This is a genomic window from Curtobacterium sp. MCBD17_035 (genome assembly GCF_003234815.2).
GTDB lineage: Bacteria > Actinomycetota > Actinomycetes > Actinomycetales > Microbacteriaceae > Curtobacterium.
Genome location: NZ_CP126279.1, coordinates 919,473 through 943,599 on the forward strand (window position 1 = coordinate 919,473; position 24,127 = coordinate 943,599).

At 71.9% G+C, this 24,127-nt stretch carries 23 protein-coding genes and 2 pseudogenes; 21 read left to right on the forward strand and 4 right to left on the reverse strand.

The window, feature by feature from the left end; translation table 11 throughout:
• Window positions 1-136: 136 nt before the first annotated feature.
• Window positions 137-1,249 (forward strand): LLM class flavin-dependent oxidoreductase, encoded by a 1,113-nt coding sequence (locus DEI93_RS04440; protein ID WP_111011094.1) that lies wholly within the window; start codon window positions 137-139, stop codon window positions 1,247-1,249.
• Window positions 1,246-1,872: a CE1759 family FMN reductase gene (locus DEI93_RS04445; RefSeq protein ID WP_111026898.1), complete on the forward strand. Its 627-nt coding sequence runs from the start codon at window positions 1,246-1,248 to the stop codon at window positions 1,870-1,872. Before DEI93_RS04440 ends, DEI93_RS04445 begins: the two co-directional genes overlap by 4 nt.
• 25 nt (window positions 1,873-1,897) lie before the next feature.
• Here DEI93_RS04445 and DEI93_RS04450 read toward each other — a convergent pair whose 3' ends face one another.
• Window positions 1,898-3,118: a coiled-coil domain-containing protein gene (locus DEI93_RS04450; protein ID WP_258370222.1), complete on the reverse strand. Its 1,221-nt coding sequence runs from the start codon at window positions 3,116-3,118 to the stop codon at window positions 1,898-1,900.
• 365 nt (window positions 3,119-3,483) lie between these two features.
• Here DEI93_RS04450 and DEI93_RS04455 point away from each other — a divergent pair, with 365 nt between their 5' ends.
• The gene (locus DEI93_RS04455; RefSeq protein WP_111120422.1) at window positions 3,484-5,745 is read left to right on the forward strand and encodes a polyribonucleotide nucleotidyltransferase; all 2,262 of its coding nucleotides are present in this window, start codon (window positions 3,484-3,486) and stop codon (window positions 5,743-5,745) included.
• Window positions 5,746-5,966: 221 nt separating this feature from the next.
• Here the strand turns inward: DEI93_RS04455 and DEI93_RS04460 are convergent, their stop codons facing one another.
• Entirely contained in the window at window positions 5,967-6,626 is a 660-nt protein-coding gene (locus tag DEI93_RS04460; protein WP_258372318.1) for a TetR/AcrR family transcriptional regulator, read from the reverse strand.
• Between the two features lie 263 nt (window positions 6,627-6,889).
• Here DEI93_RS04460 and DEI93_RS04465 point away from each other — a divergent pair, with 263 nt between their 5' ends.
• Window positions 6,890-8,227, forward strand: a complete 1,338-nt coding sequence (locus tag DEI93_RS04465) for a M16 family metallopeptidase (protein WP_111120420.1) — start codon at window positions 6,890-6,892, stop codon at window positions 8,225-8,227.
• A 10-nt stretch (window positions 8,228-8,237) separates the two neighbouring features.
• Window positions 8,238-8,840, forward strand: coding sequence for a histidine phosphatase family protein (locus DEI93_RS04470; RefSeq protein WP_111120419.1), 603 nt, complete (start codon window positions 8,238-8,240; stop codon window positions 8,838-8,840).
• A gap of 3 nt (window positions 8,841-8,843) precedes the next feature.
• On the opposite strand, the gene DEI93_RS04475 is transcribed toward DEI93_RS04470, so the two are convergent.
• Complete coding sequence (locus DEI93_RS04475; RefSeq protein ID WP_111037296.1) at window positions 8,844-9,317, reverse strand: GNAT family N-acetyltransferase; 474 nt, start codon at window positions 9,315-9,317, stop codon at window positions 8,844-8,846.
• A 42-nt stretch (window positions 9,318-9,359) separates the two neighbouring features.
• Between DEI93_RS04475 and dapB the strand changes: the two genes are divergently transcribed.
• Window positions 9,360-10,106 carry a 4-hydroxy-tetrahydrodipicolinate reductase gene (gene dapB, locus DEI93_RS04480; RefSeq protein WP_111011101.1) on the forward strand — a complete coding sequence of 249 codons (747 nt, stop codon included), beginning with the start codon at window positions 9,360-9,362 and terminating at the stop codon, window positions 10,104-10,106.
• A gap of 1 nt (window position 10,107) precedes the next feature.
• The gene (locus DEI93_RS04485) at window positions 10,108-10,551 is read left to right on the forward strand and encodes a hypothetical protein (protein WP_111011102.1); all 444 of its coding nucleotides are present in this window, start codon (window positions 10,108-10,110) and stop codon (window positions 10,549-10,551) included.
• A gap of 43 nt (window positions 10,552-10,594) precedes the next feature.
• On the opposite strand, the gene DEI93_RS04490 is transcribed toward DEI93_RS04485, so the two are convergent.
• Window positions 10,595-11,497, reverse strand: coding sequence for a TIGR01777 family oxidoreductase (locus DEI93_RS04490; RefSeq protein ID WP_111120418.1), 903 nt, complete (start codon window positions 11,495-11,497; stop codon window positions 10,595-10,597).
• Window positions 11,498-11,714: 217 nt separating this feature from the next.
• On the opposite strand from DEI93_RS04490, the gene DEI93_RS04495 reads away from it, so the two are divergent.
• The 14 genes and pseudogenes from DEI93_RS04495 to DEI93_RS04555 all read left to right on the forward strand — a co-directional run bounded on the left by DEI93_RS04495 (window position 11,715) and on the right by DEI93_RS04555 (window position 24,110).
• Window positions 11,715-12,557, forward strand: a complete 843-nt coding sequence (locus DEI93_RS04495; protein ID WP_111011104.1) for a thymidylate synthase — start codon at window positions 11,715-11,717, stop codon at window positions 12,555-12,557.
• Window positions 12,557-13,066, forward strand: a complete 510-nt coding sequence (locus tag DEI93_RS04500; RefSeq protein WP_111011105.1) for a dihydrofolate reductase — start codon at window positions 12,557-12,559, stop codon at window positions 13,064-13,066. Before DEI93_RS04495 ends, DEI93_RS04500 begins: the two co-directional genes overlap by 1 nt.
• Before the next feature lie 35 nt (window positions 13,067-13,101).
• Complete coding sequence (gene dapA / locus DEI93_RS04505; protein WP_375334634.1) at window positions 13,102-14,106, forward strand: 4-hydroxy-tetrahydrodipicolinate synthase; 1,005 nt, start codon at window positions 13,102-13,104, stop codon at window positions 14,104-14,106.
• 46 nt (window positions 14,107-14,152) lie between these two features.
• Window positions 14,153-15,829 (forward strand): ribonuclease J, encoded by a 1,677-nt coding sequence (locus tag DEI93_RS04510; RefSeq protein ID WP_111011107.1) that lies wholly within the window; start codon window positions 14,153-14,155, stop codon window positions 15,827-15,829.
• 345 nt (window positions 15,830-16,174) lie between these two features.
• A pseudogene (locus DEI93_RS16450) lies at window positions 16,175-16,843 on the forward strand (ABC transporter substrate-binding protein); the annotation flags it as partial.
• A 28-nt stretch (window positions 16,844-16,871) separates the two neighbouring features.
• Window positions 16,872-17,087, forward strand: a pseudogene (locus DEI93_RS16455) (extracellular solute-binding protein); the annotation flags it as partial.
• A gap of 84 nt (window positions 17,088-17,171) precedes the next feature.
• Window positions 17,172-17,327, forward strand: coding sequence for a hypothetical protein (locus tag DEI93_RS04520; protein WP_181436112.1), 156 nt, complete (start codon window positions 17,172-17,174; stop codon window positions 17,325-17,327).
• 1 nt (window position 17,328) lies between these two features.
• Window positions 17,329-18,360, forward strand: coding sequence for a carbohydrate ABC transporter permease (locus tag DEI93_RS04525; RefSeq protein ID WP_111120416.1), 1,032 nt, complete (start codon window positions 17,329-17,331; stop codon window positions 18,358-18,360).
• Complete coding sequence (locus DEI93_RS04530; RefSeq protein WP_111011110.1) at window positions 18,357-19,244, forward strand: carbohydrate ABC transporter permease; 888 nt, start codon at window positions 18,357-18,359, stop codon at window positions 19,242-19,244. Before DEI93_RS04525 ends, DEI93_RS04530 begins: the two co-directional genes overlap by 4 nt.
• Window positions 19,244-20,233, forward strand: coding sequence for an aldo/keto reductase (locus DEI93_RS04535; RefSeq protein ID WP_181436110.1), 990 nt, complete (start codon window positions 19,244-19,246; stop codon window positions 20,231-20,233). The genes DEI93_RS04530 and DEI93_RS04535 overlap by 1 nt, the downstream gene beginning before the upstream one ends.
• 57 nt (window positions 20,234-20,290) lie before the next feature.
• Window positions 20,291-20,653: a tautomerase family protein gene (locus DEI93_RS04540; RefSeq protein WP_111120415.1), complete on the forward strand. Its 363-nt coding sequence runs from the start codon at window positions 20,291-20,293 to the stop codon at window positions 20,651-20,653.
• Window position 20,654: 1 nt separating this feature from the next.
• Complete coding sequence (locus tag DEI93_RS04545; RefSeq protein ID WP_111026889.1) at window positions 20,655-22,085, forward strand: GH1 family beta-glucosidase; 1,431 nt, start codon at window positions 20,655-20,657, stop codon at window positions 22,083-22,085.
• Window positions 22,082-23,260, forward strand: a complete 1,179-nt coding sequence (locus DEI93_RS04550) for a Gfo/Idh/MocA family protein (protein ID WP_111120414.1) — start codon at window positions 22,082-22,084, stop codon at window positions 23,258-23,260. Before DEI93_RS04545 ends, DEI93_RS04550 begins: the two co-directional genes overlap by 4 nt.
• On the forward strand, window positions 23,253-24,110 hold the full coding sequence (locus DEI93_RS04555) for a 3-keto-disaccharide hydrolase (RefSeq protein ID WP_111120413.1): 858 nt from the start codon (window positions 23,253-23,255) through the stop codon (window positions 24,108-24,110). The genes DEI93_RS04550 and DEI93_RS04555 overlap by 8 nt, the downstream gene beginning before the upstream one ends.
• Window positions 24,111-24,127: the final 17 nt, after the last annotated feature.

Here is a 24,127-nt window from a genome sequence, read left to right on the forward strand (position 1 = left end):
CCGGAGGGGCGGGGCGTTCTGCGTTCCCGACGGGTGCGGTCGTCTCCCCGCGCGTTCGCACGGAGCGGGAATAGCGTGCACTGCACCGTCGTTCGGCTACCATGTACATGCAAACGCATCGAAAGAGGAGCGCATCGTGCAGTTCGGCATCTTCACCGTGGGTGACGTCACCACCGACCCGACGACCGGCAGGACGCCGACCGAGGCCGAGCGGATCCAGGCGGTCCTGACCATCGCGCAGAAGGCGGAGGAGGTCGGCCTCGACGTCTTCGCCACGGGCGAGCACCACAACCCGCCGTTCGTGCCGTCCTCGCCGACCACCATGCTCGGCTACCTCGCCGCGAAGACCGAGCGGCTGGTCCTCAGCACGAGCACGACACTCATCACGACGAACGACCCGGTGAAGATCGCCGAGGACTTCGCGATGCTCCAACACGTGTCCGGCGGCCGCACCGACCTCATCCTCGGCCGCGGGAACACCGGGCCCGTCTACCCGTGGTTCGGGCAGGACATCCGACAGGGCGTCAACCTCGCCATCGAGCACTACGCACTCCTCCGCCGCCTCTGGACCGAGGACGTCGTCGACTGGCAGGGCCACTTCCGCACGCCGCTGCAGGGTTTCACCGCGACGCCGCGCCCACTCGACGGCGTCGCCCCGTTCGTCTGGCACGGCTCGATCCGCACCCCCGAGATCGCCGAGCAGGCGGCCTACTACGGCGACGGCTTCTTCGCGAACCACATCTTCTGGCCCGCCAGCCACACCGCGAACATGGTCCGGCTCTACCGTGAGCGGTTCGAGCACCACGGACACGGGCCGGCCGCGAACGCGATCGTCGGGCTCGGCGGCCAGGTGTTCATGCGGAAGAACTCGCAGGACGCCGTCGCGGAGTTCCGCCCGTACTTCGACAACGCGCCGGTCTACGGCCACGGCCCGAGCCTCGAGGACTTCACGCGGCAGACCCCGCTCACGGTCGGCAGCCCGCAGGAGGTCATCGACCGGACCCTCGGCTTCCGCGAGTACGTCGGCGACTACCAGCGCCAGCTGTTCCTCATGGACCACGCGGGGCTGCCGCTCACGACCGTGCTCGAGCAGCTCGACATCCTCGGCGAGGAGGTCGTGCCCGTGCTCCGGAAGGAGTTCGAGGCCCGCCGTGCCCCGGGCGTCCCCGACGCCCCGACCCACGCCTCGCTCGTCGCGGCCGCGCAGTCGGCCGCCGTCGCCAGCGACGTCGCGGAGGTGCGCGCATGACCACCATCGCCGTCGTCTCCGCGGGGCTGTCCGAACCGTCGTCGTCGCGCCTCCTGGCCGACCGGCTGGCGGATGCCGCCGTGACCGCCCTCGGTGACCCTGACGACGGGGTGCCGGGAGGCGCGACGCGCGTCGTGCACGTCGACCTGCGCCCGCTCGCGCACGAGATCACCGACGCGATGCTGACGCGCTTCACACCGCCCGCGCTCGGCGCGGCGGTCGCCGAGGTCGTCGAGGCGGACGCCGTCGTGTTCGTCGCGCCGGTGTTCACCGCGGGCATGAGCGGGCTCGCGAAGTCGTTCCTCGACGTCCTCGAGACGGACGCACTCGTCGACATGCCCGTGCTGCTCGGTGCGACCGGTGGCTCCCCGCGGCACTCGCTCACGGTCGAGCACGGGTTCCGACCGGTCTTCAGCTATCTGCGCGCCGCCGTGGCGCCGACCGCGGTGTTCGCGGCCACCGAGGACTGGGGCGACGCCGAGGGCGTGGCGGCACTCGACCGTCGGATCCGCCGGGCGGGGGCCGACCTCGCCCACATGGTCCGGACCTCCCGGCGTCGTGTCCCCGTGACGGAGCCCGACGTCGTCGACTTCGGGAGTCTGCTCGAGGGCCTCGGTCAGTAGGGGGCACGCGGAGGGGGAGAGCCGCTCAGTACCAGTGCGGGTTCTCGCTCATCTCGTGGTTCCACGCGGCGCACGGGCTGCCGTACGCGTCCTTGATGTACGCCAGGCCCCAGTTGATCTGGGTGTCCTGGTTCGTCCGCCAGTCCGCGCCCGCCGTGGCCATCTTCGACGCGGGCAGTGCTTGCGGGATGCCGTAGGCGCCGCTCGAGACGTTGAGGGCGTTCGCCCGCCAGCCCGACTCCTGCGTCCACAGCGACACGAGGCACGAGAACTGGTCGGAACCCCAGCCGTAGGCACCGATCGCGCCTCGCGCGTACGCCTGCGCGCCCGCGGGGTCCGCGCCGACGCCGGACGGATCCGGGTACGACGTCGTGGGCGCGGCCGCCGCGACGGCGGACGTGGCGCGTTGGGCGGCCGCGCGCTCCGCAGCGAGCTGCGCGGCCCGCTTCTGGGCCGCGACCTGGGCGGCCACGGCCTGGCCGATCGCGTACTGCCGCTCGACCTTCGCCGTCGTGTCCTTGAGGGTGGCGAGCTGCGCGTACAGCTCGTCGCTGTGCTGCTGCGTGCTCGACACCGCGGCGTTCGCCGCTGCCTCCGCGGCGTCCGCCGCCGTCGACTTGGTCTCCGCGGCGTCGGCGAGGCGCTGGCGCTCCGCCTCGGCCCGCTGCGCCTGGTCGTGGAGGGACGTGGCCGTGTTCGCCGCCACGCTCGCGTCGCTCATCACACCGGCCCACGTGTCCGACAACTGGTCGAGGGTGCCGAGCTGGTACAGGAGGTCCTGGGGCTTCTTGGAACCGACGATGCGGCTCGTGATCGTGTCGCTGTCGCCCGAGCGGTAGAGGTGCGCGGCGAGCTGCCCCGCCCGGTCCTTAGCGCGCGCCGCGGTCTCGGCGGCGGCCGCTGCCCTGGCGGTCAGGTCGTCGGCCGTCTGGGTCGCCGCCCGGAGGTCGGACTCGGCCGCGGCGGCCTGGGCCGACGCGGTGAGCGCGGCGGCGGACTTCTGCGCGGCCACCGACTGGAGGCCCTTGAGCGCGTCCTGCACCTTCGCGACCTCGGCCTGCGTGGCCGCCTGGTTGCCCTTCGCCGCCTGGACGTCCGCCCACGACGGGTAGGTCGTGGCCTGGGCCGGGAGGGCTCCGACGACCGGCGCGACGAACGCGCACACGGTCAGGGTGAGGCCCGTCACGAGCAGCCGACGGCGCGCACGTCCGGGCGCGGCGGCACGCGTGGGGGAGGAGTGACGCATGGGCCCAGGCTAACGACCCACCGCGTGTTCGCCGCGAGCCATGCCGGAGCGGCGGACCCGGATGCTAGGCTCGTGACCGTCGGTGACGTATCCGTCATCGATCTGGAACCAACCGGAGCAGGCCGGCACGAAGCTGGTCATCGGTGGTGACCTACGGGACCGTCCCCCACGCGGGGCGAGCGGCGCCGTGGATTTCTACTGCTGGCCAGGCATGCGTCCCGCTGTCGTGTGGGCGCACGTGCACACCGTGCCCTCGACCCCCGGCCCTGCTGCACACACACCATGCGGCGTCGACCACGACGCCGACACCACCACGCACGCTCGACGAGTGTGCGTGGCCGTCACGCACACGAGGAGGCACCCCTTTGGAGGGTCCCGAGATCAAGTTCGCCGAGGCAGTGATCGACAACGGTCGCTTCGGTACCCGTACCGTCCGGTTCGAGACCGGTCGTCTCGCGCAGCAGGCGCAGGGCGCCGTCGCCGCGTACCTGGACGACGAGACCATGCTGCTGAGCGCCACGAGCGCCGGCAAGCACCCGCGGGAGGGCTTCGACTTCTTCCCGCTCACCGTCGACGTCGAGGAGCGCTCCTACGCCGCCGGCAAGATCCCCGGCTCGTTCTTCCGCCGCGAGGGCCGACCGTCGACCGAGGCCATCCTGGTCTGCCGGCTCATCGACCGCCCGCTCCGTCCGTCGTTCGTCGACGGGCTCCGCAACGAGGTCCAGATCGTCATCACGGTCCTGAGCATCGCGCCGGACGAGTTCTACGACGCCCTCGCGATCAACGCGGCGTCGGCCTCCACGCAGATCTCCGGTCTGCCGTTCTCCGGCCCGATCGCCGGTGTGCGCCTCGCGCTCATCGACGGCCAGTGGGTCGCGTTCCCGAAGCACTCGCAGCTCGAGCAGGCCGTGTTCGACCTGACCGTCGCCGGCCGGGTCGTCACCGACGAGGCCGGCAACGAGGACGTCGCGATCATGATGGTCGAGGCGGAGGCCACCGAGAACAGCTGGGGCCTCATCCAGGGTGGCGCCGTCAAGCCGGACGAGTCCGTCGTGGCGCAGGGCCTCGAGGCCGCCAAGCCGTTCCTCAAGGTCCTCGTCGAGGCCCAGGCGAAGATGGCCGCGCAGTCCGCCAAGGAGATCCAGGACTACCCGGTGTTCCCGGCGTACTCCGACGAGGTCTACGCGGCGGTCGAGGGTCTCGCCCTCGACGAGCTCAAGGGCGTGTACCAGATCGCCGGCAAGCTCGAGCGCCAGGACGCCGACGACGCCCTCAAGGCGCGCGTCAAGGAGGCCGTCGCGGCCCAGGTCGAGGCCGGCACCCTGCCCGCCGAGGCCAACGGTCAGGTCTCCGCCGCCTACAAGTCGGTGACGAAGAAGGTCGTGCGCGGCCGGATCCTCACCGAGCAGGTCCGCATGGACGGCCGCGGCCTCGCCGACATCCGTCCGCTCGACGCCGAGGTCGCGGTCATCCCGCGCGTCCACGGTTCGGCGATCTTCCAGCGTGGCGAGACCCAGATCCTGGGCGTCACGACGCTGAACATGCTCAAGATGGAGCAGCAGATCGACTCCCTGAGCCCGGTCACGAAGAAGCGCTACCTGCACCACTACAACTTCCCGCCCTACTCGACCGGTGAGACCGGCCGCGTCGGTTCGCCGAAGCGTCGCGAGATCGGACACGGCTTCCTCGCCGAGCGCGCCCTCGTGCCGGTCCTGCCGAGCCGCGAGGAGTTCCCCTACGCCATCCGTCAGGTGTCCGAGGCCCTCGGGTCGAACGGCTCCACCTCGATGGGCTCCGTGTGCGCCTCGACCCTGTCGCTCCTCAACGCCGGTGTGCCGCTGCGCGCGCCCGTCGCGGGCATCGCGATGGGTCTCGTCTCCGACACCGTCGACGGTCAGACCCGCTACGCGGCCCTGACCGACATCCTCGGTGCCGAGGACGCCCTCGGCGACATGGACTTCAAGGTCGCCGGCACGAGCGAGTTCGTCACCGCGATCCAGCTCGACACGAAGCTCGACGGCATCCCGTCGTCGGTCCTCGACGCCGCCCTGAAGCAGGCCAAGGAGGCCCGTTCGGCGATCCTCGGTGTCCTGACCGAGGCGATCGACGCCCCCGACGAGATGGCCGACACCGCGCCGCGCGTCATCAGCGTCCAGATCCCGGTCGACAAGATCGGCGAGCTGATCGGCCCGAAGGGCAAGACGATCAACGGGATCCAGGACGAGACCGGCGCCGACATCTCGATCGAGGACGACGGCACGGTCTACATCGGTGCGGTGGACGGTCCCTCGGCCGAGGCCGCTCGCGCCCAGGTCAACGCGATCGCGAACCCGACCAACCCGGAGATCGGGGACCAGTTCCTCGGTACGGTCGTCAAGATCGCCACGTTCGGTGCGTTCGTCTCGCTCCTCCCGGGCCGAGACGGACTCCTCCACGTGTCCGAGGTCCGGAAGCTCGCCGGTGGCAAGCGCGTCGAGAACGTCGAGGACGTCCTCGGGGTCGGCCAGAAGGTCCTCGTCGAGGTCACGAAGGTCGATGACCGCGGCAAGCTGTCGCTCGCGCCCGTGATCGCCGACGAGGCCGACACGGCGGCCGAGTCCGCGGACGCCGAGGGCGCCACGGTCTGACGCTCGCGCTCGACGGAACGGCCGTCGGTCCCCTCGGGGCCGGCGGCCGTTCCGCGTCTGCCGTCCGTCCGCCGTCCGCCGGCCGCCATTCGGACACCGCGAGATCGCAGAAGTTGCCGCTCCGCCCCGCGGCAGAGCGGCAACGACTGCGATCTCGGCGGGAGAGGCGCCGGGCGGCCGTGCGGCCGGGCGGCCGGGCGGCACGGCGGCCGGGCGGCAGGTCAGGCGGCGGGCGCGTCGGTGCCGAGCACGCGACTCGCCACGCGGCCCAGAGCCGCGCACGCCGCGATCGTGTCCCCGGCGTACGACCCCACCATCGCGCCGTCACGCGCGAGCATGAGTTCGTCGGCGCCGTCGCCCGGGAGCGGGTGGCCGGCCTGCTGCAGGAGCTCGGCGAGCTGATCGGTGTACCAGTCGCGGTGGGCCGACACGACCTCACGGACGGGGTGTCGGGGGTCGTGGTACTCCGCCGCGGCGTTGAGGAACGCGCAGCCCCGGAAGTCGGGGTCGTTGGTGGTGTCCACGACGGTGTCGACCCAGGTGCCGACCGCAGTCCGTGCGTCGGGTGCCTCGGCGATGATGGTGTCCATCGCCTGCTTGACCTGCTCGTGCCGGCTCCGCACGTAGGCGAGGATCAGGTTGTCCTTCGAGCCGTAGTGCTTGTAGAAGGTCGCCTTCGTCACGCTCGCCTCGGCGATGAGCCGGTCGACGCCGACGCCACGGATGCCCTCTTCGTAGAAGAGCCGGGCCGCCGTCTCGAGGATCCGGAGCTTCGCGCCGCCGGTCGGACGCGCGGTGCGGGTCCGGGGAGCTTCGCTCGACCCGGGTGTCGTCGGTCCCGGGAGACGCTGGACGGTCGGTTGGGGGGAATCGACCGTCACAGCGTGGCTCCTCGGGACAACGTCGGCTGTCGCGACACCGCGGGGGGACGTGTGTCGCACCAGGACCCGGTTGTCCGGTAGCCGCCGGACCGGCATCGAGGGGGCGGTGCCGTTCCGGTGCCGTCACTCTAGCACGAGGAGGACAGACAGACGAGTCCGTATGTCCGCATCGACTGTACCCCGTCCCCGGGTCATCCGCGGGCTGTCCACAAGCGCGTGCCGTTCCTGAGTCACGTCCGTGGAGACTCAGTAGGCTCGACGTGATGAACCGCCCCGTGCCGTTGCCGCTCGAAGCGCCGGAGACCGCCTTCCCCACCGCAGGGGGGACCCTCGTCCGGCGTTCGGTCCTCGCCTCGGGCGTCCGCGTGCTCACCGAGGCGGTCCCGTCTGCGCGGTCGACGAGCATCGGGTACTGGGTGGGGGTCGGTTCGCGCGACGAGCAACCCGGCCAGTACGGCTCGACCCACTTCCTCGAGCACCTGCTCTTCAAGGGCACACGCGAACGCAGCGCGTTGGACATCGCCGTGGCGTTCGACTCGGTCGGCGGCGAGCACAACGCGGCGACCGCCAAGGAGTACACCTGCTACTACGCCCGCGTCCGGGACCTCGACGTCCCGATGGCCGTGGCCGTGATCGGCGACATGGTGACGAACTCGGTCCTCGACCCGGAGGCCTTCGACGTGGAGCGCGCGGTGATCCTCGAGGAGCTCGCGATGGCTGCCGACGACCCGGCCGACCTCGCGGGCGAGGCCTTCTTCGCCGCCGCCTTCGCCGGCCACGCGCTCGGGCGTCCGATCGGTGGCACGCCGGACAGCATCCGTGCGGTCGAGCGCGACGAGGTCTTGGACCACTACCGGCAGCACTACATGCCGAGCGGCATCGTGGTCACGGCCGCGGGCGCGGTCGACCACGACCAGCTCGTCGAACTCGTCGCGGCGGCCTTCGGGGACGTCCCGCCGGCCACCCCGAACGCCCGTCGCTCGGCCGAGGTCCCGGCGGAGGGCGTCGAGTCCCGCCTGGAACTCATCCGTCGTCCCACCGAACAGGTCAGCCTCATCCGGGGTTCACACGGGCTCGACCTCCGCGACGACCGCCGCCCGGTGCTCAGCGTGCTCAACGCGGTGCTCGGTGGGGGCATGTCCTCGCGCCTGTTCCAAGAGGTCCGCGAGCGCCGCGGTCTGGCGTACGCCGTGTCCTCGTTCGCCCCGGCGTACCTCGACAACGGCGCGTTCGGGGTCTACGCCGGTTGTGCGCCCGACAACGTCGGGGCGCTGCTCGGCATCGTCGACGACGAGTTCCGCAAGATGACGGACAGCGGGATCTCAGCCGACGAGCTCGCGCGTGCGAAGGGCCAGATCGAGGGCGCGCTGACGCTGTCGCTCGAGGACACGGACGCGCGCATGACGCGGCTCGGCCGCTCCGAGCTCGGGGTGGGGGAGTTCACGGACCTCGCGACGGCCCTCGAGCGCGTCGATCGCGTGAGCACCGACGACGTCCTCGACCTCGCGCGCGACCTGTTGACCCGCCCCGTGGTCACGAGCGTGGTCGGCGCCGTCGACCGCGCCGACCTCGAGGGCGCTCCCGGCGCGGACGACGTCTGACCGGTCCGGCATGTCGCACTACCTCTACCTCGTCCGGCACGGGGAACACCAGGACGCCGAGCACGGCCTGCGCGACGGCAAGCTCTCCGAGCGTGGCAAGCGGCAGGCGACGCTCATCGCGGACCGTCTCGGCGGGGTCCCGTTCGACTCCGTCTGCCACTCGCCGCTCGAAGCGCCGGCCGAGACCGCCAGGATCATGCGTGAACGGCTCCCGGCGATCGGGCCCGAGGCATCGACGCTCCTGTTCGACTGCGTGCCCTCGGGCCCGACGTCCGAGATGCCGCACGCCTACCGGAGCTTCTTCGGCGGCGTGACGGAAGAGGAGATCGCGGCCGGCCAGGCCCAGATGGGTGACGCCGTCGCCGAGTGGTTCACGCCCTCCATCGAGGACCGCCACGACCTCCTCATCACCCACAACGCGGTGATCGCCTGGTTCGTGCGCGAGGTGTTCCAGGCGCCGGACTGGCGCTGGATGGGGACGAGCGTCGCCCACACCGCGCTCACCATCGTCCGCGTCCGGTCGGCGAAGCCGCCGGAGCTGGTGACCCTGAACGACACGGCGCACCTGCCCGTCGAACTGCGGACGGGCCTCCCGGTCCCGCAGCCGCTCTGACGGTCAGCCGACCCGCCGCCGGTACCAGGCGGTCGCGTTCGGGTTGTCGTTGTACGGCGCGATCCGCTCGTACCCGCGGCCGCGGTACATGGCGCCGGCGGCGACGAGACTGTCGTTCGTGTCGAGGACGACGCTCGTGGCGCCGAGGTCGACGGCAGCGCGCTCGAGCGCGTCCATGATCGCGGTCGCGACCCCCGCCCCTCGCGCGGCGGGCTCGACGAACACGTGTTTGACCTCGAACCGGACGTCCTCGTCGTCGTCGTCGATGCGCCGGAGGCCGCCGCAGCCGACGGCGTCCTCGCCGTCGTGTGCGACCACGAAGGTGCCGTGCGGCGGGACGAACTCGCGCGGGTCGGTCCGCTTGCGTCGGTACGACCCCTGCGCGACGGGGAACGTCGCGGCCCGCTCGTCGAGGTAGTGGTCGAGCAGGACGTCGACCTCGGGCAGATCGGCGGGGACGGCGCGCACGGAGACCACCTCCCGATCCTACGGGCGGACCGGGGATGGTTGGATGGGCCCATGAGCATCCCCGTCGCCGTGGTCGGTGCATCCGGTCGCCTCGGTCGCCTCGTCGTCTCGGTCGTGGAGGCGCTCGACGGGTTCGACCTCGTCGCCTCGCTCGGGTCGGGGGACCACGTGGAGGACGCCGGCCCGGACGTCTTCGCCGGCGCTCGCGTCGTGGTCGACGTCACGGTGCCGGCGCGGAGCCCGGCGATCGTCGACGCCGCGCTCGCGAGCGGTGCCAACGTCCTCGTCGGCACCTCGGGGTGGTCCGCGGACCGGCTAGCCCACCTCCGCGCCGTGCTCGGGGACCGGCCGGAGCAGGGGGCGATGGTGGTCCCGAACTTCTCGATCGGCTCCGTGCTCGCGACGCACCTCGCGACGATCGCGGCGCCTTGGTTCGACGCGGTCGAGATCGTCGAGGCCCACCACGCGGCGAAGGTCGACTCGCCGTCGGGGACGGCCGTCCGGACCGCGGAACGCATCGCCGAGGCCCGGCGCGACGTGGGGCCGGTCGCGGCGCCGCACGTGGACCAGCGCGCGCGGGGACAGCAGGTAGCGAGCGTGCCGGTGCACAGCCTCCGGCTACCGGGCGTCCGGGCCCAGCAGGACGTCGTGCTCAGCGGCGTCGGCGAGACCCTGACGATCCGGCACGACACGACGGACGATGTCGCCTACACGCCGGGTGTCCGCGCCGCGCTCCGTGCCGTGCCCTCCCTCCGGGGGCTGACGGTCGGGCTCGACAGCGTCCTCGGCATCGCCTGACGTGCGCTCGCGCTTCGCCGGCGTCGCGCTCATCGCCGCGCTCCTCGTCCTGTACCTCGTGCTCGTCGGTCAGCGCGCGGTGGCGTTCATCGCGACCGGGCTCGGCATCGGTGTCGGGATCGGGGTCGCGTTGCTCGTCGTGGCCGCGATCGGCGCCGTGCTCCTCGTGCTCGAGCTGCGGTTCGGCTTCCGCGTCACACGGCTCGCCACCCGACTCGAGCGTGAGGGCGGCGCCCCCGACGACGTCGTCCCGCTCCGGCCGTCGGGCCGCCCGGACCGCGCGGCGGCCGACGCGCTGTTCGCGCGCTACCGCGACGCCGTCCAGGCGGCGCCCGAGGACTGGCGGGCGTGGTTCCGCCTCGGAGTCCTGTACGACGCCGCGGGCGACCGGCGCCGCGCTCGCGACGCGATGCGCACGGCACTCCGGCTGTCGGCCGGTCACTGACCTGCCGGCCCGCGGCGTGCCGTCCGCGGCCCGCGGCCGGGTGTCAGCCGAGCAGCGCGTCGACCGCCTGCTCCACCGTCGCGTGCCGGAACGTGTAGCCGTCGGCCTGGAGCACCGCCGGGACGAGCAGCTGGCTCGCGAGCAGGAGTTCGTCCGCGGCGTCGCGGAGCGCCAGGCGCAGGACCGTCTCGGGCACCGTGAGCGCGTACGGTCGGTGCAGGTCCTGCGCGACGCGCCGGAGGACGTGGTCGGCGAGCGCCGGTGTGGGGCCGGCGAGGTTCACCGGCCCGGCGACCTCGGACGAGCAGAGGTGCACGATCGCGGCGACCTCGTCCTCGAGCGAGATCCAGGGCCAGTACTGGCCGCCGGTACCGAGCCGCGATCCGAGTCCGAGTCGGGTGAGGGGCAGCACGGGGGCGAGCGCGCCGCCGTCCGGCCCGAGCACGAGCCCGGTGCGGAGCAGGACCGTCCGGGTCGTGGAGGGCGCCTCGGAGGCCGCGGCCTCCCACGCGGTGCAGACCTCGGCGAGGAACCCCGCGCCGGGGTCGGCGGACTCGATGAGCCGGTCGGCGGGGCGGTCGCCGTAGTACCCGGACGCGGAGCCGCTGAGGAACGCGTGGGGCGGCGTCGCCGCGCGCTGCATCGCGGTGACGAGGGTCCGGGTCGCGTCGAGGCGCGAGGACCGGACGGCGCGTCGTCGCGCGGCCGTCCACGGCAGCCGGGCGATGCTCGCGCCCGCCAGGTTCACCACGACGTCGGCACCGTCGACGACCGCGGGGTCGAGGTCGGCGACGCCGGGCTGCCACCGGAACTCGTACGGCGACGTCGGCTCGCGACGCACGAGCGTCGTCACGTGGTGCCCCGCGGCGCGCAGGGCGGCCACGAGCGGCGTGCCGATGAAGCCGGACGCGCCGGCCACGAGCACGGAGAGCGGGGCGTCCGCCATGGGTCCTCCTTCGACCGCCCCACCGTACCGACGACGACCGACGCGCGACCGGGAGGCCCGACGCGCCTCCGCCGGATCGGGTCACGCTCGCCCGCCGGTCGCCCTGCCGCTGATCGCTCGGCCTACCGCCGGTCGCCCTGCCGCCGCTGGCTCGCCCTACCGCCGGTCGCCCTGCCGCCGCTCGCGGAGGACGGTGGTCGCCCGTAGGCTCGGAGCCATGACCGACACCGCGTCGCCGACCTCCGTCAAGCAGCCCGACCCGTCCGTCGCCACCCCGTACGAGGACCTGCTCCGGAAGGTGCTGGACGAGGGCGTGCCGAAGGGCGATCGCACCGGCACCGGCACGCGGAGCCTGTTCGGCGCGCAGCTGCGGTTCGACCTCGCGCAGGGGTTCCCCCTGGTCACGACCAAGCGCGTCCACTTCAAGTCCGTCGCGTACGAGCTGCTGTGGTTCCTCCGCGGCGAGTCGAACGTGCGGTGGTTGCAGGAGCACGGCGTGCGGATCTGGAACGAGTGGGCCGACGCGGACGGCGAGCTCGGTCCCGTGTACGGCGTGCAGTGGCGCTCGTGGCCCACGCCTTCGGGCGACCACGTCGACCAGATCGCCGAGGTCATCGAGCAGATCCGCACGAACCCGGATTCGCGTCGGCTCATCGTGTCGGCGTGGAACGTCGCCGACATCCCGTCGATGGCCCTCGCGCCGTGCCACGCGTTCTTCCAGTTCCACGTCGTCGACGGCAAGCTCTCGTGCCAGCTGTACCAGCGGAGCGCCGACATGTTCCTCGGTGTCCCGTTCAACATCGCCAGCTACGCGCTCCTGACGCACATGGTGGCCGCGCAGACCGGGCTCGAGGTCGGCGACTTCGTGTGGACCGGTGGCGACTGCCACATCTACGACAACCACGTCGAGCAGGTGCGCGAGCAGCTCGCGCGGACCGCGTACGCGCCGCCGCAGCTCCGGATCGCCCCGCGCGACGGCATCGACGCCTACGAGTACGAGGACTTCGAGCTCGTCGACTACGCGCACCACCCGACGATCCGCGGCGCGGTCGCCGTCTGATGCCCCGGGGCGAGGTCGGCCTCATCTGGGCGCGCTCGCGCGACGGCGTGATCGGTGCCGACGGGGACATCCCCTGGCACCTCCCGGAGGACCAGGCCGAGTTCCGCCGGGTGACGAACGGGGCGACCGTGGTCATGGGACGGCGCACATGGGACTCGCTCCCGCCGCGGTTCCGGCCACTGCCCGGGCGCCGCAACGTCGTGCTGACCCGCGACCGGTCGTGGTCGGCGGACGGCGCCGAGGTCGTCCACGACGTCGACACCGCCCTCACGGTGGCCGCGGACGGGCCCACATGGGTGATCGGCGGCGCGCAGGTGTACGAGGCGGCGCTGTCCCGAGCGGACCGCGTCCTCGAGACCGTGATCGACCTCGACGTCGACGGGGACACCACGGCGCCCGAGCTCGGACCCGACTGGCACACGGTCGCCGCCACGCCCTCGGCGACGGAGTGGCTGACGTCGCGGACGGGTCTGCGCTACCGCTTCGTCGAGTCGCGCCGTCGTGCCTGAGCCGGTCCGGGCCTCCCGACCGCTGGTCCCGGTGGATGAGCGCTGCCGGTACGCTGGTTCGCGTGTCCTCGCGTGAGAATCCCTTCGGTCAGGTCCTCGTCGCGCTCGTGACGCCGTTCACCGCCGACGGCGAGGTGGACTGGCCGGGCGTCGAACGGCACATCGACGACTGCATCACGGCGGGTGCCGACGGCATCGTCGTGACCGGCACCACGGGCGAGACCTCGACGCTCACGGACCCCGAGAAGCTCCGGCTCGTCGAGGTCGGCAAGTCGGTCGCGGCGGGCCGCGCGAAGATCATCACGGGTGGTGGCTCGAACGAGACCGCGCACGCGATGCAGCTGTACAAGCAGAGCGAGCGCGCCGGCGCTGACGGCGTCATGATCGTCACGCCCTACTACAACAAGCCGACCCAGGCCGGCGTCCTGACGCATTTCCGGATGATCGCGGACGCCACCGACCTGCCGGTGATCCTCTACGACATCCCGGGCCGGACCGGCGTCCCGATCATGTACGACACGATCGTCCGTGCCTCGAAGCACCCGAACATCGTCGCGGTGAAGGACGCCAAGGGCTCCTTCAGCGAGGTCAGCCGGGTGCTCAACAACACCGACCTCATGTACTTCTCGGGCGACGACGCCAACGTGCTGCCGCACCTGGCGATCGGGGCGACCGGTCTGATCGGCGTGACGGCGAACATCGCGGCGGCACCGTACCGCACGATCGTCGACGCGGTGAACCGGGGCGACCTCGCGGCGGCGACGGCCGAGCACCAGCGGCTCGAGCCCCTGGTCCGCGCCGTCATGACGCACGTGCCCGGCACCGTCGCGGCGAAGTACATCCTGCACGGCCTCGGTCGGATCGCGAGCCCGCGGGTGCGCCTGCCGCTCGTCGGCCCGGAGGAGTCCGAGGCCGCCGTCATCGAGGCCGAACTCGAGTTCGTGCGCGACATCCCCGGCGCCGACTTCTCCAACTTCCGCCCGGACCGCAACGCGGCGGCCGGCGGCGCGCTGCCCAAGGTGCCAGGCACCACTCGTTGACCACCCGCGGCGCACCCGGTGCGCCGCCCACACCCGTCAGGACCAGATGCCCACGAAGACCTCCGAGCCGCAGCCGCTCGAACCCGGCACCCTCCGCGTGATCCCCGTCGGGGGACTCGGCGAGATCGGCCGCAACATGACCGTGTACGAGTTCGACGGCAAGCTGCTCGTCGTCGACGCTGGCGTGCTGTTCCCCGAGGAGCACCAGCCCGGCGTGGACCTGATCCTGCCGGACTTCACCCCGATCCGCGATCGCCTCGACGACGTCCTCGGCGTGGTCCTGACGCACGGGCACGAGGACCACATCGGCGCCGTGCCGTACCTGCTCAAGCTCCGGCAGGACATCCCGCTCATCGGGTCCACCCTGACGCTCGCGCTCGTCGAGGCGAAGCTCAAGGAGCACCGGATCAAGCCGTACACGCTGACGGTGCGCGAGGACCAGGTCGAGCAGCTCGGCCCGTTCCACCTCGAGTTCGTGGCCGTGAACCACTCCATCCCGGACGCGCTCGCCGTCGCCATCACCACTCCGGCGGGCCGTGTGCTCCACACCGGGGACTTCAAGATGGACCAGCTCCCGCTCGACGACCGCATCACGGACCTGCGCGCGTTCGCCCGACTCGGCGAAGCCGGGGTCGATCTGTTCCTGCCGGACTCCACGAACGCGGACGTCCCGGGGTTCACCGCGCCCGAGCGTGACATCGGGCCGGTGCTCGAGAGCGTCATCGCCCGCGCACGCCGCCGCGTCGTCGTGGCGAGCTTCTCGAGCCACGTCCACCGCGTGCAGCAGGTGCTCGACGCCGCCGCGGCGAACAACCGCCGGGTGGCGTTCATGGGCCGGTCGATGGTCCGGAACATGACGATCGCGGCCGAGCTCGGGTACCTCCGGGTGCCGGACGACGTCCTCATCGACGCCAAGAAGGCCAAGGACCTGCCGGACGACCGCATCGTCTACATGTCGACGGGGTCCCAGGGCGAGCCGATGGCCGTGCTCGCGCGCATGGCGAACCTCGAGCACCAGATCGAGATCGGCGAGGGGGACACCGTCATCCTCGCGTCGAGCCTCATCCCCGGCAACGAGAACGCCGTCTACCGGGTGATCGACGGGCTGACGAAGCTCGGCGCCAAGGTCGTCCACAAGGGCAACGCGAAGGTGCACGTGTCGGGCCACGCCTCCGCGGGCGAGCTCCTGTACTGCTACAACATCCTGCGGCCGCGGAACGTCATGCCCGTGCACGGTGAGCACCGCCACCTGTACGCGAGCGCCGATCTGGCGATCCAGACGGGGGTCCCGCCGCGCAACGTGATCCTCGGCGAGGACGGCACCGTCGTCGACCTCAAGGACGGCGTGGTCCGCGTGGCCGGGCAACTCGACCTCGGCTACGTCTACGTGGACGGGTCGACCGTCGGCGAGATCACGGACGCGGACCTCAAGGACCGGCGTGTGCTGGCGGAAGAGGGCTTCATCTCGATCTTCTGCGCCGTCGACTTCACCACCGGCCAGTGCATCGTCGGCCCGGAGATCCAGTCGCGCGGGTTCGCCGAGGACGACTCCGTGTTCGACGAGGTCCGGCCGCAGATCGTCCGGGCGCTCGCCGACACGGCGGCGAACGGCGCGGGTGACCAGCACGCGTTCACGCAGGCCGTCCGTCGCACGGTGGGGCGCTGGGTGAACACGAAGCACCGGCGGCGACCGATGATCGTGCCGGTGGTCATCGAGGCGTAGGCGCGGCGGCACGAGCCAGCGGCACGAGCCGCGGCAGCACGAGGGCGGGGTCCGACGGACCCCGCCCTCGTCGTCGTCCGAATCCGTTGACAGACTTCGTTACTTTGGGATAGAAAGTCCGCACGGGCTCCCGCAGAGCAGCGGGAGCGGTTCGGCTATCTCAAAGGAGAGACCATGCACGACACCGACACGCGCGCCGCTGCTGAGGCGATCGGCCGGGGCATCAGCAGGCGCACCCTGTTCCGCTACGGCGGCGCCGGCGTCGCGAGCGTCGCCCTCGCGGAACTGCTGGCGGCCTGCTCCTCGGGGTCCTCCGCCTCGTCGAGCGGCACGACGACCGTCCGCATGTGGAGCTGGTACACGGGCCAGCGGGACGTGTTCCCCAAGGTGATCGCCGCGTTCGAGAAGAAGCACCCGAACATCAAGATCCAGAACCGGATCTTCGGGACGCCGGACCAGTACCTCCCGGCGCTCACCGCGGCCGTCTCGGGTGGTGACGTGCCCGAGATCTTCGCCCCGCACGTCCGCGCCATCACCTACGGCGAACAGGGGATCTCGGCGGACCTGCGCAAGGAGCTCGGGTCCGGCTTCTTCAAGGACTTCTTCTCGTCGAACAACCAGGAGTACACGAAGAACGGCAAGCAGTACGCGCTCGGGTTCATGGCGCAGACGTTCGGCCTGTTCTACGACCCGGACATGCTGAGCGCCGCGGGGGTGGACGGGGAGCCGGAGACCTGGGACGACCTCATCGCCGCCGCCGCGAAGATCGACGCCACGGGCAAGTCCACCGTCGCGTTCAGCGCGAACCCGACGACGAGCGCGCTCGACTTCTTCCTCCCGCTCATCACCCAGGTGACCGACGACCCGACGTACTATCTCAAGCTCGACCAGCTCGAGAAGGGCTACGCGTACACGAACAAGCCCGTGCTCGAGGCGCTCCAGCTCAACGACCGGATCGTCAAGGCGGGCGTGTTCCAGAAGGGCACGACGGGCACGTCGGGCGACCAGGCCACCCAGCTGTTCTACACGGGGGGGTGCGGCCATGCTGTTCGCCGGGTCCTGGATCCCGCAGTCACTCGCGCAGGACGCCCCCAAGGCGTTCCTCGACAAGTACAAGATCATGCGGACCCCGGCGATCAAGAGCGGGGCCCGACACTGGACCGCCGACCAGGCCGGAGCCGGTTGGGCGGTGTCCGCGACGAGCAAGGCCAAGGACGCCGCGATCGAGTTCCTCAAGTTCATGTACGAGCCGGCCCAGTACTCGCAGCTCATGAACGACTCGCTGAGCATGCCGTCGACCAAGAGCGCCGCGGACCGCGTGAGCGACCCGCACATCAAGCTCATGACGTCGTGGCTCCCCGACGGCTGCCCGCACATCCCGTTCGGCGCGGGATCGAGCGCGGCCGGTGACCCCCTCGGCAAGATCTTCGACCAGACCGCCTCGCCGGCCGAGGTCGCCAAGCAGATGCAGGCCGCCGTCCTCAACGCGAAGGGCTGACATGGCCGTCACCAATGTGCTCCGGCCGGAGCGGGCGGGACGGTCGGACGAGATGGGCCAGCGTGGGCGCGGTCCCCGCGGCACGGGTCGGGGCGGTGGCCCGGGCCGGAACCGCGGCCGGGGACGAGCGGGAGGCTCCGCTCGCCTCCGCCGCTGGGAGTGGGTCTCCGGGTACACCTTCGTCGCGCCGACCGTCCTGCTGTTCGCGGCGTTCGTCGGCTGGCCGATCCTCTACGCCGCCTACCTGTCGCTGACGCGGTGGAGCGGCTTCGGGATCCCGCAGTTCATCGGACTCGACAACTACACGCGCATGGCGAACGACCCGGTCGCCCGCCACGCGTTCGTCGTGACCGTGCTCTACGCGGTCGTGACCACGGTCCTCCAGACCGCATTCCCGCTCGTGATCGCGGTGCTCGTCGCGAACGTGTGGAAGGGCCTCAGCGTCGTGGTCCGGACGATCCTGTTCGTCCCCGGCCTGGTGTCGTTCGTCGTCTCGGGTGCGCTGTGGAAGCTCATCTACGACCCGAACATCGGCACGCTCAACCGGACGCTCCGCGGGCTCGGGCTCGGCAGTCTCGCGGCGAACTGGCTGTCGACCCCGTCGCTCGTGCTGCCGGCGATCATCGCGGTGTCACTCTGGATGGCAATCGGCATGAACATGCTCATCTTCTTCGCCGGCATCCAGGGCATCGACCCCTCGCTGTACGAGGCCGCCGAGGTCGACGGCGCGTCCCGGTTCCAGCAGTTCCGGTTCGTGACGATCCCGGGCCTCCGGATCGTGACGGCGATCGTGATCAGCCTGAACCTGATGAACGGCTTCAAGGTGTTCGACATCATCTTCGTCATGACCGGCGGTGGTCCGAGCCACCAGTCCGAGGTGTTCGGCACCTACCTGTACAGCCTCGCGTTCGGGTCCACCGGTGGGTCCGTGCCGCAACTCGGCTACGGCAGTGCCTTCAGCGTCGTCGTCATGCTCCTGTGCGGCGTCGCCGTGCTCGTCCAGATCGTGCTCGCGAGGAGGGCCGCCCGATGACCGCCATCAAGCAACCGGTGTCCCGGACCGACGTCCGCCGCCTCGACCAGGCGCCGCGGCACCGACGGGTCCCGTACGCCCGGTCGGTCGCGGCGATCATCCTCGTGGCGATCTGCGCGGTGACGGTGTTCCCGCTGCTGTGGCTGCTGGCGACGTCGCTCCGCCCGGAGAACACCGTGTTCAACGGGCCGTTCTTCCCGACGATGCTCACGACGCGGGCCTACGGCACGGCGTGGACGTCGACGGACTTCGGGCTGCACTTCCTCAACAGCCTCTGGATCACCACGGCGACGGTCGCGGGCGTGCTCGTGTTCGCCTCGATGACCGGGTACGCCTTCGCCAAGCTCCGGTTCCCGTTCAAGAACGTCCTCTACGTCGCGCTCCTGTCGACCCTGATGATGCCGTCGACGGCGCTCATCATCCCGCTCTACCTGCAGCTCAAGAACATCGGGCTGCTCAACAGCCAGTTCGGCCTGCTCGTGCTCTACATCAGCAGTTCGGCACCGTTCGCCATGTTCCTCATGCGGGCCTTCTTCGAGACCCTGCCCGACGAACTCGTCCAGGCCGCGCGGATCGACGGTGCCGGCGAGTTCACGGTGTTCTGGCGGGTGATCCTGCCGTTGGCCCGACCCGGGGTCGCGACGGTCGTCATCTTCCAGTTCCTGTCGACGTGGAACGAGTTCCTCATCGCGAACACGGTGCTGCAGAACACGCGGGCACTCCCGCTCCAGCCGGTCCTGTTCAGCCTCATCGGGCAGTACCAGACCGACTGGCCGTCGCTCGCGGCCGGCTTGACGCTGTCGATCGTGCCGGTCGTGCTCGTGTACGTCTGGATGCAGCGACAGTTCGTCGCGGGCATGACCCTCGGGGCGGTGAAGAGCTGATGGTCGACCTCGGTACCACGATCGATCCCGACCTCGATGCGACCCCGGGCGGCTGGATGCGGCCCCTCGGGAGGACCGGGCTCACCGTCTCCGCGGTCACCCTCGGCGCGGCACCCCTCGGCAGCATGCCGGAGAACTTCGGCCATCCCGTCGAGGAGGACGACGCGGTCGCCCTCGTCGACCAGGTCCTCCACAGCCCGATCCGGACGATCGACACCGCGAACGGGTACTCGGGCGGCGCGAGCGAACGGCGCATCGGCCTCGGCATCGCGCGCGCCGGCGGCCTGCCGGACGACGTGCTCGTCGTCACGAAGGTGGACGCCCGGGACGGCGACTACTCGGGCGTCCGCGTCCGCGCGTCCGTCCGCGAGAGCCAGGAGCGGCTCGGCATCGACCGGCTGCCGCTCGTGCACCTCCACGACCCCGAGTTCCACGACCTCGACGCGATGACGGCGCCGGGTGGCGCGGTCGACACGCTCGTCGCCCTCCGGGACGAGGGCGTCGTCGAGCACATCGGCCTCGCGGGCGGGGACGTCCACGTCATGCGGCGGTACCTCGACCTCGGGGTGTTCGAGGTCCTCCTCGTGCACAACCGCCTGACGCTCGTCGACCGCAGCGCCGAGTCGCTCGTGGCCCGGGCGGCCGAGACCGACGTCGCGGTCGTCAACGCGGCCGTGTTCGGCGGGGGGATCCTCGCCGCACCGCGGAGTGGCCGGACCGACTACGGCTACCGCCCCGCGCCTCCGGCCACTCGCGCCGCCATCACCGCGATGGCCGACGTCTGCGACCGGTACGGGACCGACCTCGCGACGGCGGCGCTCGCCGCGTCCGTGCGGGAGCCGGCGGTCGCGAGCACGATCGTCGGGTTCAGTCGACCCGAGCGGATCGCGACGACCGTCGACGCCGCGACCACGGACCTCCCGGACGACCTGTGGGCGGAACTCGCCGCCCTCCGGCCGGCTCCGGAGCACTGGCTCGACGCCCGCTGAGGCGCCGAGCACCACGACATGGGCCCGCACCGACGCGGGCCCGGGAAGCAGGAGACCATGCCCCTCGTCCGCGTCGACATGCACGCGGCCCTCGCACCACGTCGCGAGGCCATCAGCGCCGCCATCCACAAGGGACTCGTCGACGGGCTCGCGATGCCCGAGGACGACCTGTTCCAGGTCTTCCGGCTCCACGAGCCCGGGGAGCTCGTGTACTCACGGACGTTCCCGAACGCGGACCGCAACGGCATCCTCTTCGTGCAGATCCTGCTCGCCCGCATCTACGGTCCCGAGGACAAGCAGCGCATGTACGGGTGCGTGGTCGACGAGCTGGTGGGTGCCGGGGTGAAGCGCGACGAGGTCCTCATCGCCGTGACCGAGAACGAGGGCAGCGACTGGTGCGCCCCGGACAAGGAGGCCTGACGTGGCGTTCACCAGGAGCGATCTGCCCGACGACTTCGTCATCGGCACCGCCACGGCCGCGTACCAGGTCGAGGGGTCGGTCGACGTCGACGGCCGCGGACCGAGCATCTGGGACGACTTCGCCCGCGTCCCCGGCGCGATCACCGACGGCTCGACGGGCGACCCGGCCGACGACCACCTCCGCCGGTACCGCGAGGACGTCGCGATCATGGCGGACCTCGGCGTCGACGCGTACCGGTTCTCGGTCGCGTGGCCGCGCATCCAGGCGGACGGCACCGGGCCGGCGAACCAGGCGGGGCTCGACCACTACCGCCGCCTCGCGGAGTCACTGCTCGAGCGGGGCATCACCCCGTGGGCGACGCTGTACCACTGGGACCTCCCGAGCGCGCTCGAGGCGCGGGGCGGCTGGCTCGAGCGGGACACGGCGGACCGGTTCGCGGAGTACGCGGGTCTCGTCGTCGCGGGCCTCGGTGACCTCGTCGACCACTGGATCACCCTGAACGAGCCGTGGTGCTCGGCGTTCCTCGGGTACGCGTCCGGTGTGCATGCGCCGGGCAAGCAGCTCGGGACCCGTGCCGCGCACGCGGCCCACCACCTGATGCTCGGGCACGGGCGTGCCGTCCCGGCCATCCGTGCTGCCGCCCGGCCGACCGCGCAGGTCGGGGTCACGCTCAACCTCTACTCGGTGCGGTCGGCGACCGACTCGGCCGACGACCGCGACGCCGCCCGACGCATCGACGGCCTCCAGAACCGGCTGTTCCTCGAGCCGCTGCTCCTCGGCCACTACCCGGAGGACGTCGTCCGTGACCTCGGGGAGCAGGACTGGTTCGCGGCGAACCCCGCGTCCGACGCCGCCGAGATCGCGGCGGACGTCGACTTCGTGGGCGTCAACTACTACAGCCGGCACACCGTGCGGGCCGGTGGCGGGACCGGCGCGGCGACCAACGCCGGTGGCGCCGTCGGCGCGGTGAGCGCGAACCCGGGCAGCGAGTTCGTCGAGACCGTCGACACCGGTGCACCGCGCACGCAGATGGGGTGGGAGATCCACCCGGACGGCCTCGTCGACGTCCTGCGCATGGTCCACGCGCTCCGGCCCGAGCTGCCGATCGCGGTCACCGAGAACGGCGCGGCCTACGAGGACGTGGTCGACGAGACGGGTGCCGTCGAGGACGAGGAGCGCCGTGCGTACGTCGAGGCGCACCTCGCGGCGTGCGCCGACGCGGTCCGCGAGGGGATCCCGCTCCGCGGGTACTTCTGCTGGAGCCTCCTCGACAACTGGGAGTGGGCGTTCGGGTACACGCGCCGCTTCGGCATCGTGCACGTCGACTACGCGACCCAGCAGCGGACCGTCAAGCGGAGCGGCCGCTGGCTGGCCGGCGTGCTCGGCGGCCCCCTCGCGACCACCACCGAGCAGTCAGGAGCCCAGGCATGACCACCACCGACACGGACCGCACCGACCCGGCCGCCGCTGAGCCACCGCTGCGCACCCCGGCGGTCGCGACCAAGCGCCTCCCGACCGTCGCACCGACCCGGTACGCGCTCGTCGGCAACGGGTGGCGCACCGAGGTCTACCTCCGGGTGGCGCAGCTGTTGCCCGACCGGTTCCGGGTGACCGGCGTGGTGACGCGTCGAGCCGAGGCCGGGGCGGAACTCGAGCGCCGGTGGGGCGTCCCGACCTGGCGGACGCTCGACGACCTCCTGGCCGCGGAGCGTCCCGAGTTCGTCGTCCCGAGCGTCCCGTGGCCGGTGACGCCCGGGCTCGTCCGCGAGCTCGTCGGACGCGGGGTCCCCGTGCTCACCGAGACGCCGCCGGCGCCGGACCTCGACGGCATGCGGTCGCTCTGGGCCGACGTCGGCGCGGCGGACCTCGTCCAGGTCGCCGAGCAGTACCTGCTCATGCCGCTCCACGCCGCTCGGCTGGCAGCGGTGCGGGACGGCGCGGTCGGTGTCCCGACCTCCGTGCACGTCAGCTCGACGCACCTGTACCACGCGGTGTCGATGATCCGCGGGTTCCTCGACGTCGCCCCGGGGCCGGTGACCGTGCGGTCCGTGACCTCGACCGCGCCCCTGGTCGACCCGATCACGCCGGACGGCTGGACGCACGACACGGAGCCGAAGCCGGCCCGGACGATCCTGTCGACGCTCGACCTCGGGGACGGCCGCACGGGGCTCTACGACTTCACGGACAACCAGTGGTGGAACCCGGTGCGTCCGGACCACCTGGCGGTCCGCGGGTCGACGGGCGAGCTCCACGACGAGACCCTCGTGCGCATGCTCGACACCACGACCCCGGTGACGTCGCGGTTCGAGCGGGCGCAGACCGGCCACGGCATGGACTACGAGGGGCTCGACACGACGCACATCAGCCTCGACGGGCGCCCGGTGTGGCGGAACCTGTACGAGGGCGGACGCCTCATGGACGACGACCTCGCCGTCGCCGAGCTGCTGACGCGCACCGGCGCATGGACCCGCGACGAGGCCCCGGGCCCCTACCCGCTCGCCGAGGGCCTGCACGACCACCACGTCGGGCTCGCCATCGAGGAGGCCGCTGGCACCGGCACGGCGGTGACGATCTCGAACGAGCCCTGGGTGACGTCGCGTGCGTGACGTCGCCGGCCCTCCCGGCCGATCCGCGCCGTCGTTCGTCGCGACCGCGCTCTTCGACGGCGTCACGCTCGACGGCTGGCACGCCGTCCCGCGCACGCCCGTGGCCGCACGGCCGGGAGGCCCGGCACCGGACCCCGCGTCACCCGCGGTCCGCGACGCCCTCGCCACGGGTGGTGCGTGGTCCGTGGTCGACGGTGCCGTCGTGGGCGGCCAGGAGCGCCGCGGACTCGGCGGCTACCTGGTCAGCGACGAGGTGTTCGGTGACGTCGACCTGACGGTGCTGGTGCGACCGGACTGGCCCGCGGACACCGGGATCATGCTCCGAGCCTCGGCGCTCGGGTCGCAGGGGTACCAGGTGCTCGTCGACCACCGGCCGTCCGGCTCCATCGGCGGGTTCTACGGCAACGGGATCGGCGGGTTCCACGCCGTCGGGTTCGCCGTCGACGCCGTCCGCGACGCCGGCGGGCGAGCGGTCGGTCTGACCGAGGACGACCCGGTGACGAGCCGCGAGCCGGTGACGCCGGAGAAGCGGGCCCTGCTGACGCACGCCGCCAGCGCCGAGGCGTTCCTCGCCGCGTGGCGATGGGACGACTGGAACGAGCTCCGGATCCGGTGCGTGGGGGAGTGGCCGGTGCTGACGACCTGGGTCAACGGGCTCCTCGTCGCCGAGTGCGACACCGGGGCGCTCCCACCGGACCGGTTCGACCGCGCCGCCGTCCGCGCCCTGCTCGGTCGCGCGGGGCACATCGCACTCGAGGTGCACGACAACGACCCCGCGCTCGGGGACGAGCGATGGGGGCCAGGCGCGGTCGTGCGGTGGCGGGACCTGCGGGTCGTGCGGCTCGACTGACCGACGCCGCCGGGTGC